Source organism: Streptomyces sp. WAC 04229 (assembly GCF_003947455.1).
Taxonomy (GTDB): domain Bacteria; phylum Actinomycetota; class Actinomycetes; order Streptomycetales; family Streptomycetaceae; genus Streptomyces.
Genome location: NZ_QHJH01000043.1, coordinates 1 through 14,470 on the forward strand (window position 1 = coordinate 1; position 14,470 = coordinate 14,470).

A 14,470-nucleotide genomic window follows, 5' to 3' on the forward strand; every position below is an offset into this window, starting at 1 on the left:
CACCGACACGGAGGATTCCCATGCCGGACCCCGCACGGTCCCAGCCCCCGCCCGCGCCGGGCACCGCCCTGCCGGACGGGCTCTCGCGGGTCGCCCTCTGGACGGCGTCGGCCCACGCCCGGGAGTTCGGGCGGTCCGCGCCGTACGTCCGCGACCCGTGGGCCGCCGACTTCGTCAGCGCGGCCGGCCTCGCCGGCGGCCCCCCGGGCGACGGCCCGCTGCAACGGCTGCTGCCCGACTGGGCCGTGGTGCGCACCCGCTTCTACGACGAGTTCCTGGTGGGCGCGGCCCGGGCCGGCTGCCGCCAGGTGGTGCTGCTCGGCGCCGGTCTGGACACCCGCGCGTTCCGCCTCGACTGGCCCACGGGGACACACGTCTTCGAGGTCGAGGATCCGGCGCTGCTGGCCTTCAAGGAGCACGTGCTGGACTGGGCCGCGCCGTCCTGCGGGCGCCGCAGCACCGTGGGTGCCGACCCGGCCGGATCGTCGTGGGGCGGGGAACTGCTCGCCGCGGGGCTGGATCCGCGGCGGCCCACCGCGTGGCTGTCCGAGACATACCTGTACCACCTCCCGCCGCGCACGGTGGAGTCCCTCGTGCGCACGATGACCGAGCTGTCCGCGCCCGGCAGCGTCTTCGGCGCCGAGTGCGTGAACGCCGACGCCGCCTCGTCGTCGTTCGTGGCGCCGTTCCTGGACGCCCTGTCGGCGACCGGGATCTCCTGGCACTGGCAGCTCGCCGATCCGCGGGGCTGGTGGGCGCGGCAGGGCTGGGACGCGGAGGTCGCCGACCTGTTCACGCTGCCGTACGTGGTGCAGCGGCTGGCGCCCTACCTGCCGCTGCTCACCGAGGCCGCGGCGAAGTGCGTGTTCCTGACGACGGGGACCCTGCACGAGCGCTGATCGCCGTGCCGCGTACCGCTACGGCCGTTCCAGTTCCAGCAGCGCCGCGAGCCACAGGTCCGGGAGCGCGTCGGCACTCGTCAGGGCCTCGTCGTGGATCACCGCGAGGCAGGCGGTGTCGTGCTGGAGCGTCAGGGTGGTGAGGCAGCGGATGCCGGCGCCGAGCCCGGAGTAGACGACGGCGCGGCGGGCGGTGTTGCCCTGGTGGACGAGAGCGCTGCCGAAGTCGACGCTGCTCACCGGCCCGGCGACGGAACGGCCGTTGACCATCCGGGTGCCGACCCGGGCGCCGATGCCTCGCGGGCCCGCGGTCAGCAGCAGCCGCAGTGCGTCGCGCTGCCGGCCGGTGCGCAGGGTGTCGGTGCGGGCGACCACCCGGGTCAGGGCGTGGAGCGGGGACGGCGCGTCGCAGGGCAGCAGGACGCGGGCGACGACGAGCCGGTTGCCCGGCGCGCACTCTTCGCCCCGGGGCCGCACCGACATCGGGACCGCGACCGGCAGCGGGGGGTGGGCGGCGCCGGTGCCCTTCCGGTGCCAGGTGCCGATCGCGTGGGCGAGCGCGGCGAGGAAGACGTCGTTCACCGTGGCTCCGTGCGCGCGGCCGACGGCCCGCAGCCGGGCGACCGGGACGACCGCCTGGCACAGGGTGGTCCGGCCGCTCACCGGCACGTCGAAGGCGGGCTTGTCGGTGGCGCGGAAGGAGGCCGCCATGTCGCCGACCGCCCCGGCGAGTCCGCCCAGTACCGGCCTGCGGGGACGATAGGGCGGCGGCCCACCCGCGGGGTGGTCGTCGAGCAGGGCGCGGGCGGTGTGCGCGGCGCCCACGCCGTCCTGGAAGGTGTGGTCGGTGCGGTAGCACAGGCTGTGTCCGCCGTCGGGGCCGTGCACCAGCCACACGTCCCAGGGCGGACGGCCGTCGCCGCCCATGGGCCGGGACAGCATGAGCCGTCCGGCGCCCGCGCCGTCGTCCTCCCCGGGCAGCCACGCCTCGTGCACGTGCCGTTCGACGTCGATCCCGTCGACCCGGGAGAAGGTGCGGCTCAGCCGCGCGATGCGGTAGCGCAGCGCCGGGATGCGGGCCGCCCGTTCGGCGACCCGGACGCGTACCGAGTCCAGGGTGGGCGCCCGGCCGGAGAACCCGAACAGGAAGCCGGCCGGCAGCGGTCTGCCGCCCATGGCCAGGTGGTAGGCGACGTCGGCGGTGCCCATGGGCAGGGATGCCGGCAGGGCGTCGTGGGCGCCGGGGCGGGGGTCGGGCATCGGGAACCTCTCGTTCGGTTGCGGGACATGGGTACCGCGCCGCACCGGCCCGTCAGCACGCGTACCGCGCGACACGCCCGAGCATGTCCACGTACCCGCGCAGCACGAACCGGCCGGGCCCGCCCACGGGCAGGCGGGGGGCTCTGGAGCGGTGCCACGGCAGTGGCTCGCCGGGGTCCGGCTCGCCCAGCAGGGCGGCGGCCACGTGCGCTCCGTGCGCCACGGACAGCGCGAGGCCGTGGCCGCAGCAGCCGCCGACGTACCAGACGTCGGGCAGGCCCTGGACCGGCCCGACCACCGGCAGGTCGTCGCCGGTCATGCCGATCCGGCCGGACCAGCGGTGGGAGACCCGGACCCGGGTGAGGTCGGGGTGCAGGGACCGCAGCCACCCCTCCAGCCGGGCCCAGGCGCGCTCGCGGAGCGCCTGGAGCCGCGGAGCGCCGAGCCCGGCCGGGACGGTGGCGGTGCCGCCGCCCGCGACCAGCCCCCGGTCCGGCAGCAGGCGGAAGTACGGGGCCAGCGGCACGGCGTCGACGACGGCGTGGCCCGCGCGCCCGCCCAGCGCCTCGTACGCGGTGTGGCTCAGCGGCTCGGTGGCGACGGCGTACACCTCCAGCGGCAGGACCGTGCCGACCGGCAGGTCCAGAGCCTGGGCCGCGGAGTTGACGGCGAGCACCGCCTGCCCGGCGTAGAGCCGGCCGTGCGGGAAGACCAGCTCCGGGCCGACCAGATCGCCCGGGCGCACGGCCAGCAGCGGGCTGCGGCCGTAGAACCGCACCCCCTTCTCGGCGCAGGCTCGGGCGAGGGCGCAGGTCAGCGCGGCCGGGTCGAGCGTGGCGGCGGGCCGGTGCACAAGCGCCGCCCGGTAGGGCACGCCGACGCGTTCGCTGATGCCGGCCGGGGTGAGGACCGGCATGTCCAGGCCGAGTTCGCGGGCGGCTCTGGCCTGGCGGGCGAGTGCCACCAGGCCCGCCGGGGAGCGCGTGGCGATGAGCTGGTCGCCGGGGCGCGGCGCACAGGGCACGTCCAGCCGCGCGCACAGGTCGAGGACGTCCCGCACCGCCCGCTCGCCTGCGCGGTGCATGCGGCGCGCGGCGCGCGGGCCGAACCGCTGCACGGCCCGGTCGAGGGCGGGCCCGGCGCGCGGGCCGAGCAGGCCGGTGCCCCGGCCGCTTGCCCCGGCGGCGGGCTGCGCGGCGTCCACCACGGCGATGTCGAGGCCCGGTGCGCGCTCCGCGAGGTGGTAGGCGCAGGACAGTCCGGCCAGGCCGGCCCCGACGACGGCCACGTCCGCGGTGACCACGCCGTGCAGCTGGGGCTGGGACGGCAGTTCCGCCGGGGCCCAGCGCGGCGTTCCGGCCGGCGGCCCGGTCATCCGGCGGCGTCCGGGACCGGATCGGTCAGCGCGCCGAACCGGCGGTCGTGCCACAGCAGCGGGCGGCCGGCGCCCACGTGCACGGCGGCGACCCGGCCGACGACGAGGTGGTGGTCGCCGTAGCGGCGTACGTCCTCGGTGAGACACACCGACCAGGCGAGCGCCCCGGCCAGCACCGGTACGCCCAGGACCTGCCGGGTGTCGGTGCCGGCGAACCGCCCGGCCGCGGTGGTCGTCGGTGAGGCGAAGCGGCCCGCCAGGTCCTGCTGTTCCTCGCGCAGCAGGTGCACGGCGAAGGCCCGGCGGGCGCGGACGGCGGCGAGGGTGCGGGAGCCGTCGCGCAGACAGGCCAGGAGCAGGGGCGGGCGGGCGGAGAGCGAGGTGACGGCGGAGACCGTCATGCCGAGCGGCCCGTCCTCGCCGCGGGCGGTCACGACGGTCACCCCGGCGGCCAGCTTCGCGTACAGGCCGAGGCAGCGGGCGGCCCCGGGTCCCGGCTCCTCGTGGAGGGGGTCCGCGGGCCGCTCGGCCGTCCGGTCAGCGACGAGCCGCAGCCGCGCGTTCATCGATCACCTCCGCGTCCGCCAGGCCCCGCAGCACCCGGGCGATGTTGGCCCGTACCGTCGACTCGGCCACCGGGTCGAGGATCTCGGCGAGGGACGGGATGCCCAGGTCGAAGGCGGCGGTGAAGACGACGAGCGTGCCGCCGTCCCGCGCCTCGCAGCGCCAGCTCCCCTCGAAGGTCTGGAAGTCGCCGCTGAGCTGTTCGAAGGTGAGGGAGTACGTCTCGGGCGAGTAGGTGTCGCGTTCCCGCCATCGCATCAGGCCGCCCCGGAACTCGACGGTCCAGTCGGAGACGGTGGAGCCGTCGGGCAGCGGCGGTTCCACCCGCACCTCGCGGAAGGTGGCGCTGTACTCGGGGTAGCGGGGGAAGTCGCTGATGCGGCGGTAGACCTCGGCGGGGGCCAGGCCGTCGGCGAGGGCGTGCAGGACCACGTGGCGCATGGGTGGGTCGGTTCCTTCCCGGAGGGTTCGCGGACGCGGGGGTCAGCCGGCCATGCGGCCGGCGGTGCGGTGCAGGGCCTCGGCGAGGGTGGTGCGGAACAGGTCGAGCGCACCGTCCTCGACCACGGCGGGCGGCGTCAGCCGCAGCACCCGGGTGGAGTTGAGGGAGTGGTTGACGAGCACGCCGCGGGCGATCAGCTCCAGCAGCATCTCGCCGACCGCCTGTTCCTCGGCGAACTCGATGCCGATCAGCAGTCCCCTGCCGCGCACCTCGCGGACCAGTCCGCCCTCGTAGGGCGCGCAGACGGCCCGCACGGCTTCGAGGATGCGGGCGCCGAGCACGGCCGCGCGGGCCACGGTGTCCTCCTCTTCCATCGCGCGTACGGTGGCCAGGGCGGCGGCGCAGGCGATCGGCGAGGCGCCGAAGGTGGAGGTGTGCAGGTAGGGGTCGCGGCTGAACGGCGCGTACGCCTCCTCGGTGGCGGCCATCGCGGCGATCGGTACGACACCGCCGCTGAGCCCCTTGCCGGCCAGCAGCACGTCGGGGCGCACGTCCTCGGCGTCGACACCCCACCAGGTGCCGAGCCGCCCCATGCCGGTCTGGATCTCGTCGACGACCATCAGGGCGCCGTACGTCCGGCACAGCGCCCGCACCTGGCGGAGGTAGCCGGGGCGGGGGATGCGCACACCGCCCTCGCCCTGGACGGGTTCCACGATGACGCAGGCCCGGTCGCGGCGGGCGGACAGTGCCTGTTCGAGGTCGGCGGGATCGTCGTAGCCGACCTGGGTGACGTCCGGCAGCAGGGGCCGGAACGGTGTCTGGTAGGTGGCGTTGGCGGTGGCGCTGAGCGCGCCGAGGGTCTTGCCGTGGAAGCCCCGACGGGTGGTGATCACCGAGGTGCGGCCCTGGGCGCGGGCCAGTTTCAGGGCGGCCTCGGTGGCCTCGGCGCCGGAGTTGACGAAGTGGACGTAGTCGAGGCCGGGCGGGGTGTGGGCGGCGAGGGCCTGGGCGGCCCGGGCGGCGACCGGTTCGAGGAAGACGCGGCTCGCCAGCGGGTGGGTGTCGATCTGCCGGTGCACCGCCTCGACGACGGCCGGGTGGCGGTGGCCGAGGAGGAACACGCCGTAGCCGCCGAAGTCCAGGAAGCGGCGGCCGTCGTCGGCGTGGATCCAGACGCCCTCGGAGCGGACCTCGGCCATGCCGCCCATGACGCGGCCCATGACGGCTCGGCCGGTACCGATGTGCTTCTGATAGAGGGCGACCACGTCGGTCGTGTCGGCGGGCGGGGCGGAGGGGGGTGACATCGTCATGACGCCACCTCCGCGGGGGCGGCCGCGGCGGCCCGGTGCCGGCTGAGCAGGGCGGACCGTTCCCCGGCCCAGCTCTCCGCGTTGCGCACCAGGGCGGCCCGGATGCCGGCGCGGGTCAGACGGGTGCCGCAGTGGGGTTCGCCGAGGGAGGTGTCGAAGGGCAGTGCGCGCTGGAAGACCAGCAGCAGTTCCGCGTAGTGCTCCAGCCGGCGGCGGACCGAGACGGGCAGCGCGGTGCCCTCCAGCATGGGCAGCAGCAGCCGGTGCACCGCCTCGACGGGGATGAGCCGGGGGCGCTGGGGGCGGGGCAGGCCGTGGCGTACCGCGACGTCGGCGCAGACGTCGGCGAACTCCCGCAGTTCGATGGCCTGCCCGCCCGCCGTCAGCCAGTACTCGCCGCCGCCGACCCCGCCCCGGACCAGGCTGCCGACGGCCCGTGCGACGTAGTCCTGCGGGACCATGTCGATCCGGGCGTCGGGTGCGCCGGGAAGCACCGGCACCTGCCCCAGGATCATCGAGCCGATCGTCTTGGTCAGGCCCTGCTGACCGGCGATCCGTCCGGTCGCGGAGTCGCCCATGACCACCGAGGGCCGCACGATGACGCCCGGCACGCCCGCGTCGCGGGTCATCTGCTCGGCCCGGCTCTTGGAGTCGAGGTAGGCGGCGGCGCCGGGGAAGCGCCGGCGGTCCTCGTCGGTGGGGGTGTTGGCCACGAACGCGGTGCTCATGAGGTACAGCGGGGCGTCGGCGCGGGCCGCGAGGTCGAGCACGTTGTCGGCGCCGCGCACGTTGGTGCGCGTGATGTTCTCCGGCGGGGTGCGCCAGTTGGTCTCGGCGGCGGAGTGCAGCACCACGTCCACCTCGAGGGCCAGTTCGTGCCAGGCCCGGGGGCTCAGTCCGAGCCGGGGGGCGACGAGGTCGCCCTGGAGTTCGCGCACCCGCGGGTCGCGCAGCGGTGTGTTGCGGCGCAGGCACAGCAGGTCGTAGTCGGGTGCCAGTTCGTCGATCAGGGCCCGCCCGAGCACTCCGGAGCCGCCGGTCAGCAGCAGGGTGGGGCGGTCGCGCGGTCCCGTACGGCCGGTGGGCAGGACGGTGAGGCGCGGGTTGTCCGAGGGCATGAGGGTGTTCTCCCAACGGGTCTCGACCACCGGTGGGCCGGTGGGGCGGGGTGGGCCGGGTTCAGGCGATGGCCAGCGGGCCGTCGGCCAGGTACGCGCCGAGCGGCGGGGTCATCCGGGAGCGGGACGGCGGGTGCAGGGAGAGTCCGTTGGCGCAGGCGGCCAGGTGGCCCACCTCGTCGGACGTCATGAAGTTCAGCCCGCCGAGCAGTTCGACCGCGCGCGGGACGATGCGGGCGAGGGCGTCCTGGACGCCGTAGCGCACGCACAGGGCCTGGGCGAGGGCGGACTCGTCGAGGTCGCCGCCGTCGACGCGGCGGGCGACGCCCTCGGCGGCGGCCATGGCGGCCTCGGTCTCGACGAAGAGCCGTACCCGCTCGTGGTCGGGTACGCGTTCGTTGAGCAGCACGCGCTCCACCAGGGCGCTCGCGGCGCCGAGGTAGCTGCCCGTCATCAGGACCTGGAACCAGATCAGTCCGGCGGTCTGGAGTTCGTCGAGCCGTTCGCCGGAGGCGGTCGCGGTGCGCAGGACGAGTTCCGGCGGGACGAGGACGTCGGTGAGCGTGACCTGGTCGCTCTCGGCGCCGGCCAGGAAGGTGCTGGACCAGAAGCCGCTGACGCTGAGGCCCTCGCTGTCGGCGGGTACGAGGGCGACGGCGAGTTCGTCGCCCTGTCCGTCCTCGCGCGGGATCACGACGCCGGCGGTGAGCACGTCCATGGAGCGGGCGAGGCTGCACGGGCGTTTGACGCCGTTGATCCGGATGCCGTCCGCGGTCGCGGTGGCGGTCATCGAGGGGTCCAGGATGCCCGCGCCGCTGCGGCCCTCGGCGAAGCCGGAGGCGATGACGCGGTTGCTGGATGCCACTCCCTCGATCAGCATCCACTCCAGGCCGTCACCGAGGCCGCCGAGGCCGACCAGGGTGGCCATGGAGAAGTGGTGCATGGTGGTGGCGACGGCCAGCGAGGGCGAGCGGCTGCCGATGGCCCGCTGCACCCTCAGCGCGTCCAGTGCGGTGGCGCCGCGCCCCTGGTGGGACTCCGGGACGAGCAGTCCGGGCCCGCCGCTGTCCCGGAAGAGCCGGATGCCCGGGCTGCCCGGCCGCTCCAGTTCCATCAGCGGGGTCTCGCGCAGGGCGGGGTCCAGGTCGGGGAGGAGCTTGGCGAGGGTGGTGCGTTCGCGTTCGAGGAATCTCATGGGCTGTGCGGTCCTCCAGGGTGAGGCGGTGGCGGCGGTGTGGGTCACACGGCGTTGGTGGCGCGCAGCAGTTGCCAGACGGCGCCGGGGCGGGGCCTGCCGCGGAAGGCGATGTACTCCGGGAGGACCGCGTGCGGAGCCCATTTCTGCTTGTACTCGAGCTGGGAGGCGGCGGGGTAGACGGCGCCGCCGTGCTCTGCCAGGAGGCGGGCGAAGCGGGTGAACAGAGGGCTGGCGCCAGGGAGTTCGTGCTCCGGGTCGAGCCCCGTGAAGGGGGTGAACCCGAAGTGCAGCCAGCCCGCGCCCTCGGCGGTCAGCTGTTCCATCACGGTCGCGTTGAGCGCCTCCATCACGCCGGGCGGTGCGCCGGGGCTGCGTCGGCTGAGGTCGTGGAGCATGCCGGGGCGGCTGCCGTAGACCGGCGAGTAGTTGATGTACCCGACCGCCTCGCCGTCGATGCGGCCGACGAAGAGGCGGCGGTGGCGCTGGAGGCCCCCGGTCCGCTGGCCGACCAGGAAGCGCAGCTCCTTGACGTGCCGGCCCTTCTCCCGCAGCCAGCACTGGTCGATCCGGTCCAGCTCGGCGCAGTCGTCGCCGTCCCGGACCTCGACGACCTCCAGGCCGGCCCGCCGGGCGCGGGAGATCTTGTTCCGCAGCCGGACGAACCGGGAGCCGCGCAGCGTGAAGCGGCCGAGGTCGACGGCGTAGGAGGCGCCGATCTGGTTGACGGTGAAGCCGTGCGCCGCGTACAGCTCGGCGTCCGCGCGTTGCAGTTGTACGGCGACCAGGCGGCGTCCGGTGTGGGCGGCGAAGGCGTCCAGGAGCCGCGCGCGGTGTTCGGGCGCCGTGAAGGGGCCGCCGAATTGCAGGGCGTAGCGGCCGCAGGTCCGATAGGCGCAGGCTCCCTCGAACCGGTCGTCGTGGAAGTACGAGTTTCCGCTGTTGAGGGCGAGAAAGGAACTGGGGTTGTCGCTGTGGGCGGTGAGGGTGTCAAGCACGGACGGCATCGGTGTCCTCCGTGTCGTTCGTGGAAGTGCGCGCCGTACCGAATTCGCCGGAATCCACCGACGACCGGTACCGCTGCTCGAACATCAGGAATGCCGGGGTGGTTTCCGGTTCGAAGGCGACCCCGAAGGGTTTGAGGGAGTTACCGAACAGCGCCCGGTCGCCCATGAGATGGATCGGGAGGGCGAGCAGCGCCCATTCCGGCCGGACGAAAAGCGCCCATGCCCCGGCCACGAAACCTGCCGTGACCAGGCTGTGCATCAGGTTGTAGGCAACGTAGCAGCCCCGCGGAACGCGTCGGTCCGGGCTGCGCCGGAAGGCGATCGCGCCGGGAAGATATCCGATGACGTCGATCACCGCGAACAGCAGGATGAAGACGGCCCAGCGGATTTCCGTATGGTGCTGGAATGCGAGCACGAGCGAAACGGTGAGAAAGCCCAGCCATTCGAGTCGGGAGAGGGCGAAGGTGACCTTGGTCTCGAAACGGTTCTTGGCGTCCACGGGCGCTCCTGGATTGCGCGTACGATTCCGGGGCCGGCAGCGGGCCTGCCCCCTCGCTGTGGTCTGTCACTCGCTTTACGCACCGGCGCGTCCAACCCCTCGTAAAGTGGAGGCGATTGGAGAGAACTGATGCGCGGGGGACTGATCGCATGACGTCGGCCTGGGAGCTGCTGCTGCCCGCCGCCTCGGCACCGGCACGCGCGCGTGGCCGCGCCCTCCAGGCCGCGTTGCGGGACGCGGTCCGCTCGGGCCGGCTCGCCCCGGGCACCCGGCTGCCGTCGAGCCGGGACCTCGCGGCCGACCTCGGGGTGTCGCGGAAGCTGGTGACGGACGCGTACGAGCAGCTGACGGCCGAGGGCTATCTGCGCAGCGGGCGGGGTGCGGGGACCTGGGTGGGCGACGCGGTGCGGGCGGCCCGCCCGCGCGCGCGTGACCTCGCCCCGCGCTCCCCCGGTCACCGCGCGGACTTCGTGGCGGGGACGCCCGACCTGTCGCTCTTCCCGCGTTCGGCGTGGGCCGCCGCGCAGCGCGGGGTGCTGTCGGAGCTGCCGCACGAGGCTCTGGGCTATCCCGATCCGCGCGGCCTGCCCCGGCTGCGCGCCGCGCTGGCCGAGCTGCTGGCGCGGCGCCGGGGCGTGGTGGCGGACCCGGAGCGGATCGTGGTCGTGTCCGGGGTGGCGCAGGCGACGGCACTGCTCGCGGGCGTGCTGCACGCGCGCGGGACCCGCGCCGCCGGTGTCGAGGATCCCGGCAGCCCGCAGCACCGCGACCTGTACGCGTCGGCGGGCGTCGCCACCGTGCCGCTGCCGCTGGACGCGGAGGGGCTGGCCGTCGGCGCGCTGCGCGGCTCGGGCGTACGGGTCGTGGTGACGACGCCGGCCCACCAGTTCCCCACCGGGATCGCCTACTCGGCGCGGCGGCGCGCCGAACTCCTCGACTGGGCGAGGTCCGTGGACGGTCTCGTCCTGGAGGACGACTACGACGGCGACTTCCGCTACGACCGCGCCCCGGTGGGCGCGCTCCAGGGTCTCGATCCGGAACGCGTGGCCTATACCGGATCGGTCAGCAAGTCCCTCGCCCCGGGTCTGCGGCTGGGGTGGCTGCTGGTGCCCGGGTGGCTGGCGGACGAGGTGGTGGCGCGCAAGCGCACCACCGACCTGGGACACCCGGCGCTGGACCAGGCGGTCTTCGCCCGGTTCGTCGAGCGCGGCGACTACGACCGCCAGCTGCGCGTCTGCCAGCGCGCCTACCGCGAACGGCGCGACGCGCTGACGGCGGCGCTGGCGGAGCACTTCCCCGGCGCGGAGGTCACCGGCATCGCCGCCGGTCTGCACGCGATCGCCACGCTCCCCGAACGGTACGGGCCCACCGAGCGCTTCCTCGCCCGGGTGACGGAGGCGGGAGTGGCGGTGCGCTCCCTGGCGGAGTACGGGCACGGCGTGGACAGTGGGGCGGCGGGGCGGAAGGAGGTGCGGCTGGTGCTGGGATACGCGCATCTGACGCCGGGGCGGATCCGGGCGGGGGTGCGGGCGATGGCGACGGCCGCCTGACCGGCCGCGTCGCCGGCCGGGGCGGCGGGTTGTTCACGCGGAGTTTCCGTGCGCGCCGCGCCGGAGCAGTAGGCCTTGCCGTGCACACCGGCCACGGACCCGGCCGGAACCCTGCCCAGGAGCCCTTGGAGGCGCGTCCATGTCACACCGTCCGTTGCCCGGCCGCCGCAGTGTGCTGCGCGGCTCGCTCGCCGCGTCGGCGGCCCTGACCCTGCCCACCTCGCTCGGGGCGGCGCCGGCGTTCGCCCGTTCCGGGCGCCCCGGGGCGGGCTGGGGTGTGCAGACGGGGGACGTGACCTCCCACTCGGGTCTGGTGTGGGTGCGGTCCGACCGCCCGGCGCGGATGATCGTCGAGACGTCCGCGACCGAGTCGTTCCGCCGCCCGCACCGGTGGCACGGTCCGCTGCTCGGCGGGGACACCGACTTCACCGGCACCACCCGGCTGCACGGCCTGCCGCCCGGCGAGCAGATCCACTACCGCGTCCTCCTCGCCGACCCCGACGACCCGCGCCGCACCGGCGAGCCGGTGACCGGCACCTTCCGCACCGCGCCGGTCCGGCGGCGCGACGGTGTGCGGTTCGTGTGGTCCGGCGACCTCGCGGGGCAGGGCTGGGGCATCAACCCGGACCTGGGCGGCTACCGCATCTACGACGCCATGGGCGCCCTGGACCCGGACTTCTTCCTCTGCAGCGGCGACACCATCTACGCCGACGGGCCCATCGCGGAGACCGCCGCCCTGCCCGACGGCCGCACCTGGCGGAACGTCACCACCGAGGAGAAGTCCAAGGTCGCCGAGACCCTCGCCGAGTTCCGCGGCAACTTCCGCTACAACCTGCTCGACGAGAACCTGCGGCGCTTCAACGCGCGGGTCCCCTCGGTCGTCCAGTGGGACGACCACGAGGTCCGCAACAACTGGTACCCGGGCCAGGTGATCGCGGACACCGACGACCGGTACACCGAGAAGAGCGTGGACGTGCTGGCCGCCCGGGCCCGGCGGGCGTTCGGCGAGTACTTCCCCGTCTCCACCCTGCGGCCCGGCGCGCGCGAGGGCCGCGTCCACCGGGTGCTGCGCCAGGGCCCGCTGCTCGACGTGTTCGTGCTGGACATGCGGACGTATCGCAACGCCAACTCCCCCGGCGGGCAGAGCGCGGACCCGCAGGGCATCCTCGGCCGCGAGCAACTCGAGTGGCTGAAGCGGGAGCTGTCGCGGTCGCGTGCGGTGTGGAAGGTGATCGCCGCCGACATGCCGATCGGCCTGGTGGTGCCCGACGCCACCGAGGGCGCGCCGAACATCGAGGCGATCGCGCAGGGCGACCCCGGCGCGCCGCTGGGGCGGGAGCTGCAGATCGCCGAGCTGCTGCGGTTCGTCAAGCACCGGCGGATCACCGGCACGGTGTGGCTGACGGCCGACGTGCACCACACGTCCGCCCAGCACTACCAGCCCTCCCGGGCCGCGTTCTCCGATTTCGAGCCGTTCTGGGAGTTCGTGTCCGGGCCGCTGAACTCGGGTGCTTTCCCCGCCAGTTCACTCGACGGCACCTTCGGTCCCGAGCGGGTGTTCGTGAAGGCGCCGACCGCCTCCAACGTCTCGCCGGCGGAGGGCTACCAGTTCTTCGGGGAGGTCGACATCGACGGCGACAGCGCCGAGATGACGGTGCGGCTGCGCGAGCAGGACGGCACGGTGCTGTACACGAAGGTGCTGCGGCCGGGGCGGGTGGGGCAGTAGTCCCGTAGCCTGTGGGGTGTACCGCGCACCGGCGTCATCCCCCGGTGCGCGGTCGGTGAGGGCGGCCCGGAATTCCGCCAACTCCCCCCAAATGCACCAGAAGCCTTCTTTACCCATCGGTCACAGTGCGTTCGCGATCGGGCAACACCGCTCCTTCACAGTGGGTGCATGAGTCGAGACATGTCTGAAGTGACGGACGCCGTGGCGCGCGTGGCCGAGCACGGTCCGGCGGTGCCCCTGATGCTGCTGGCCTCGGTGGCCGCCCTGATCGCCACGGCGGGGTTCCACACCCGTTGGTCACGCCGCCGCGGGCAGGCGCCGCCGGCGGACGATACCGGCGCCCGGCCACCGACCGGCGGGCGGCTGGCCGGGCGTGCCGAGGACGACGGCGGGTCCGCGCGGCCGTCCGGTGCCGAGGAGAGCGCGCTGTGGCGGATGCGGACGACGGTGCGGGACGCGCCGGGTTCGCTGGCGGTGCTGTGCGCGGCCCTGGCCGACCGGCGGATCGACATCCTGAGCCTCCAGACGCACCCGCTGGCCCAGGGCACGGTCGACGAGTTCCTGCTCCGCGCCCCGGCCGGACTGACCGGGTCCGAACTGGCCGACGTCGTGACGGCGGCGGGCGGTGACCACACCTGGACGGAGCGGGCGGACGCGCACGACCTGGTGGACGCGCCGACGCGGGTACTGGCCCTGGCCGCCCGGACGGCCCTGGACGCCGCGGAACTTCCGCTGGCGCTGCGCCAGTTGCTGGGCCGGTGCACCATCCGGTCGCTGCCCGCGGTCGTCGGCGGCGCCGGGGACGACGTACCGCCGGAGGGCGCGCTGGAGGACACGGTGCTGCGGCTGCGGGCCCCGGAGGGCGGGGTGATCAGCGTGGAGCGGCCGTATCTGCCCTTCACCCCCGCGGAGTTCGCCCGGGCGCGGGCGCTGGTCGAGCTGGACGCGCGGCTCGGTCCGCGGGTGCCGCGCGGCCGGGACTCGCTGACGCTGCCCGAAGGGCGCGACATCACCGTCCGCCGCGCCGACACCCGGGACGTCGCGGCGGCCAAGGCGATGCACGAGCGGTGCTCGCCGCGCACCCTCGGGATGCGGTACCACGGCCCGGTCGGGGACGCCGACCGGTACATGAACCACCTGCTCAGCCCCCGCTTCGGCCGCACCCTCGCCGTGCAGACCGCCTCGGGGCGGATCGTGGGCCTCGGTCATCTGCTGTGGGACGGGGACGAGACGGAGGTCGCGCTGCTCGTCGAGGACGCGTGGCAGCGCCGGGGCATCGGCGGCGAACTCCTCGGCCGGCTCGTGGCGATGGCGACCGAGGCGGGCTGCGCGAGCGTGTACGCGGTCACCCAGGCCTCCAACACCGGCATGGTCGCCGCGATGCGCGGCCTGGGCCTCCCCCTCGACTACCAGATCGAGGAGGGCACCCTGGTCGTCACCGCCCGTCTGGACCCGGCCCCGCGGGCCGCCACCTCGCCGGTGCCGCACGGGGAGCGGATCGGCGGGGAGTAGGCGGGCGACCGGC

At 74.8% G+C, this 14,470-nt stretch carries 13 protein-coding genes; 4 read left to right on the forward strand and 9 right to left on the reverse strand.

The annotated features are described in order from the left end of the window. Positions 1-20 precede the first annotated feature (20 nt). Complete coding sequence (locus DMH12_RS14650) at positions 21-899, forward strand: SAM-dependent methyltransferase (RefSeq protein ID WP_125492004.1); 879 nt, start codon at positions 21-23, stop codon at positions 897-899. An 18-nt stretch (positions 900-917) separates the two neighbouring features. Here the strand turns inward: DMH12_RS14650 and DMH12_RS14655 are convergent, their stop codons facing one another. From DMH12_RS14655 to DMH12_RS14695, 9 genes are all read right to left on the reverse strand, one after another. Continuing rightward, positions 918-2,159 carry a wax ester/triacylglycerol synthase domain-containing protein gene (locus DMH12_RS14655; protein WP_125492005.1) on the reverse strand — a complete coding sequence of 414 codons (1,242 nt, stop codon included), beginning with the start codon at positions 2,157-2,159 and terminating at the stop codon, positions 918-920. Between the two features lie 52 nt (positions 2,160-2,211). Continuing rightward, positions 2,212-3,534, reverse strand: coding sequence for an FAD-binding oxidoreductase (locus DMH12_RS14660; protein ID WP_125492006.1), 1,323 nt, complete (start codon positions 3,532-3,534; stop codon positions 2,212-2,214). Next, a complete protein-coding gene (locus tag DMH12_RS14665) occupies positions 3,531-4,100 on the reverse strand; it encodes a flavin reductase family protein (protein WP_125492007.1) in 570 nt (189 codons plus the stop codon). The genes DMH12_RS14660 and DMH12_RS14665 overlap by 4 nt, the downstream gene beginning before the upstream one ends. Beyond that, a complete protein-coding gene (locus DMH12_RS14670) occupies positions 4,072-4,539 on the reverse strand; it encodes an aromatase/cyclase (protein ID WP_125492008.1) in 468 nt (155 codons plus the stop codon). Before DMH12_RS14670 ends, DMH12_RS14665 begins: the two co-directional genes overlap by 29 nt. Positions 4,540-4,581: 42 nt before the next feature. Beyond that, positions 4,582-5,850, reverse strand: coding sequence for an aspartate aminotransferase family protein (locus DMH12_RS14675; RefSeq protein WP_125492009.1), 1,269 nt, complete (start codon positions 5,848-5,850; stop codon positions 4,582-4,584). Then, on the reverse strand, positions 5,847-6,968 hold the full coding sequence (locus tag DMH12_RS14680; RefSeq protein WP_125492040.1) for an SDR family oxidoreductase: 1,122 nt from the start codon (positions 6,966-6,968) through the stop codon (positions 5,847-5,849). Before DMH12_RS14680 ends, DMH12_RS14675 begins: the two co-directional genes overlap by 4 nt. Before the next feature lie 61 nt (positions 6,969-7,029). Next, entirely contained in the window at positions 7,030-8,163 is a 1,134-nt protein-coding gene (locus tag DMH12_RS14685; RefSeq protein ID WP_125492010.1) for an acyl-CoA dehydrogenase family protein, read from the reverse strand. A 44-nt stretch (positions 8,164-8,207) separates the two neighbouring features. Beyond that, complete coding sequence (locus DMH12_RS14690) at positions 8,208-9,170, reverse strand: bifunctional lysylphosphatidylglycerol flippase/synthetase MprF (protein ID WP_125492011.1); 963 nt, start codon at positions 9,168-9,170, stop codon at positions 8,208-8,210. Continuing rightward, positions 9,154-9,669, reverse strand: coding sequence for a hypothetical protein (locus tag DMH12_RS14695; protein ID WP_125492012.1), 516 nt, complete (start codon positions 9,667-9,669; stop codon positions 9,154-9,156). The genes DMH12_RS14690 and DMH12_RS14695 overlap by 17 nt, the downstream gene beginning before the upstream one ends. Before the next feature lie 149 nt (positions 9,670-9,818). Here DMH12_RS14695 and DMH12_RS14700 point away from each other — a divergent pair, with 149 nt between their 5' ends. The 3 genes from DMH12_RS14700 (at position 9,819) to DMH12_RS14710 (ending at position 14,457) form a co-directional block, all read left to right on the forward strand. Further along, complete coding sequence (locus tag DMH12_RS14700; RefSeq protein WP_125492013.1) at positions 9,819-11,219, forward strand: PLP-dependent aminotransferase family protein; 1,401 nt, start codon at positions 9,819-9,821, stop codon at positions 11,217-11,219. 139 nt (positions 11,220-11,358) lie between these two features. Then, positions 11,359-12,945 carry an alkaline phosphatase gene (locus tag DMH12_RS14705; protein ID WP_125492014.1) on the forward strand — a complete coding sequence of 529 codons (1,587 nt, stop codon included), beginning with the start codon at positions 11,359-11,361 and terminating at the stop codon, positions 12,943-12,945. A gap of 180 nt (positions 12,946-13,125) precedes the next feature. Beyond that, positions 13,126-14,457, forward strand: a complete 1,332-nt coding sequence (locus DMH12_RS14710; protein ID WP_125492015.1) for a GNAT family N-acetyltransferase — start codon at positions 13,126-13,128, stop codon at positions 14,455-14,457. The last annotated feature ends 13 nt before the right edge of the window (positions 14,458-14,470 follow it).

Excerpts from the sequence above, each read along its gene's own strand:
- DMH12_RS14650 (WP_125492004.1), top strand. The coding sequence starts at position 21 with ATGCCGGACCCCGCACGGTCCCAGCCCCCGCCCGCGCCGGGCACCGCC.
- DMH12_RS14655 (WP_125492005.1), bottom strand. The coding sequence starts at position 2,159 with ATGCCCGACCCCCGCCCCGGCGCCCACGACGCCCTGCCGGCATCCCTG.
- DMH12_RS14660 (WP_125492006.1), bottom strand. The coding sequence starts at position 3,534 with ATGACCGGGCCGCCGGCCGGAACGCCGCGCTGGGCCCCGGCGGAACTG.
- DMH12_RS14665 (WP_125492007.1), bottom strand. The coding sequence starts at position 4,100 with ATGAACGCGCGGCTGCGGCTCGTCGCTGACCGGACGGCCGAGCGGCCC.
- DMH12_RS14670 (WP_125492008.1), bottom strand. The coding sequence starts at position 4,539 with ATGCGCCACGTGGTCCTGCACGCCCTCGCCGACGGCCTGGCCCCCGCC.
- DMH12_RS14675 (WP_125492009.1), bottom strand. The coding sequence starts at position 5,850 with ATGACGATGTCACCCCCCTCCGCCCCGCCCGCCGACACGACCGACGTG.
- DMH12_RS14680 (WP_125492040.1), bottom strand. The coding sequence starts at position 6,968 with ATGCCCTCGGACAACCCGCGCCTCACCGTCCTGCCCACCGGCCGTACG.
- DMH12_RS14685 (WP_125492010.1), bottom strand. The coding sequence starts at position 8,163 with ATGAGATTCCTCGAACGCGAACGCACCACCCTCGCCAAGCTCCTCCCC.
- DMH12_RS14690 (WP_125492011.1), bottom strand. The coding sequence starts at position 9,170 with ATGCCGTCCGTGCTTGACACCCTCACCGCCCACAGCGACAACCCCAGT.
- DMH12_RS14700 (WP_125492013.1), top strand. The coding sequence starts at position 9,819 with ATGACGTCGGCCTGGGAGCTGCTGCTGCCCGCCGCCTCGGCACCGGCA.
- DMH12_RS14705 (WP_125492014.1), top strand. The coding sequence starts at position 11,359 with ATGTCACACCGTCCGTTGCCCGGCCGCCGCAGTGTGCTGCGCGGCTCG.
- DMH12_RS14710 (WP_125492015.1), top strand. The coding sequence starts at position 13,126 with ATGTCTGAAGTGACGGACGCCGTGGCGCGCGTGGCCGAGCACGGTCCG.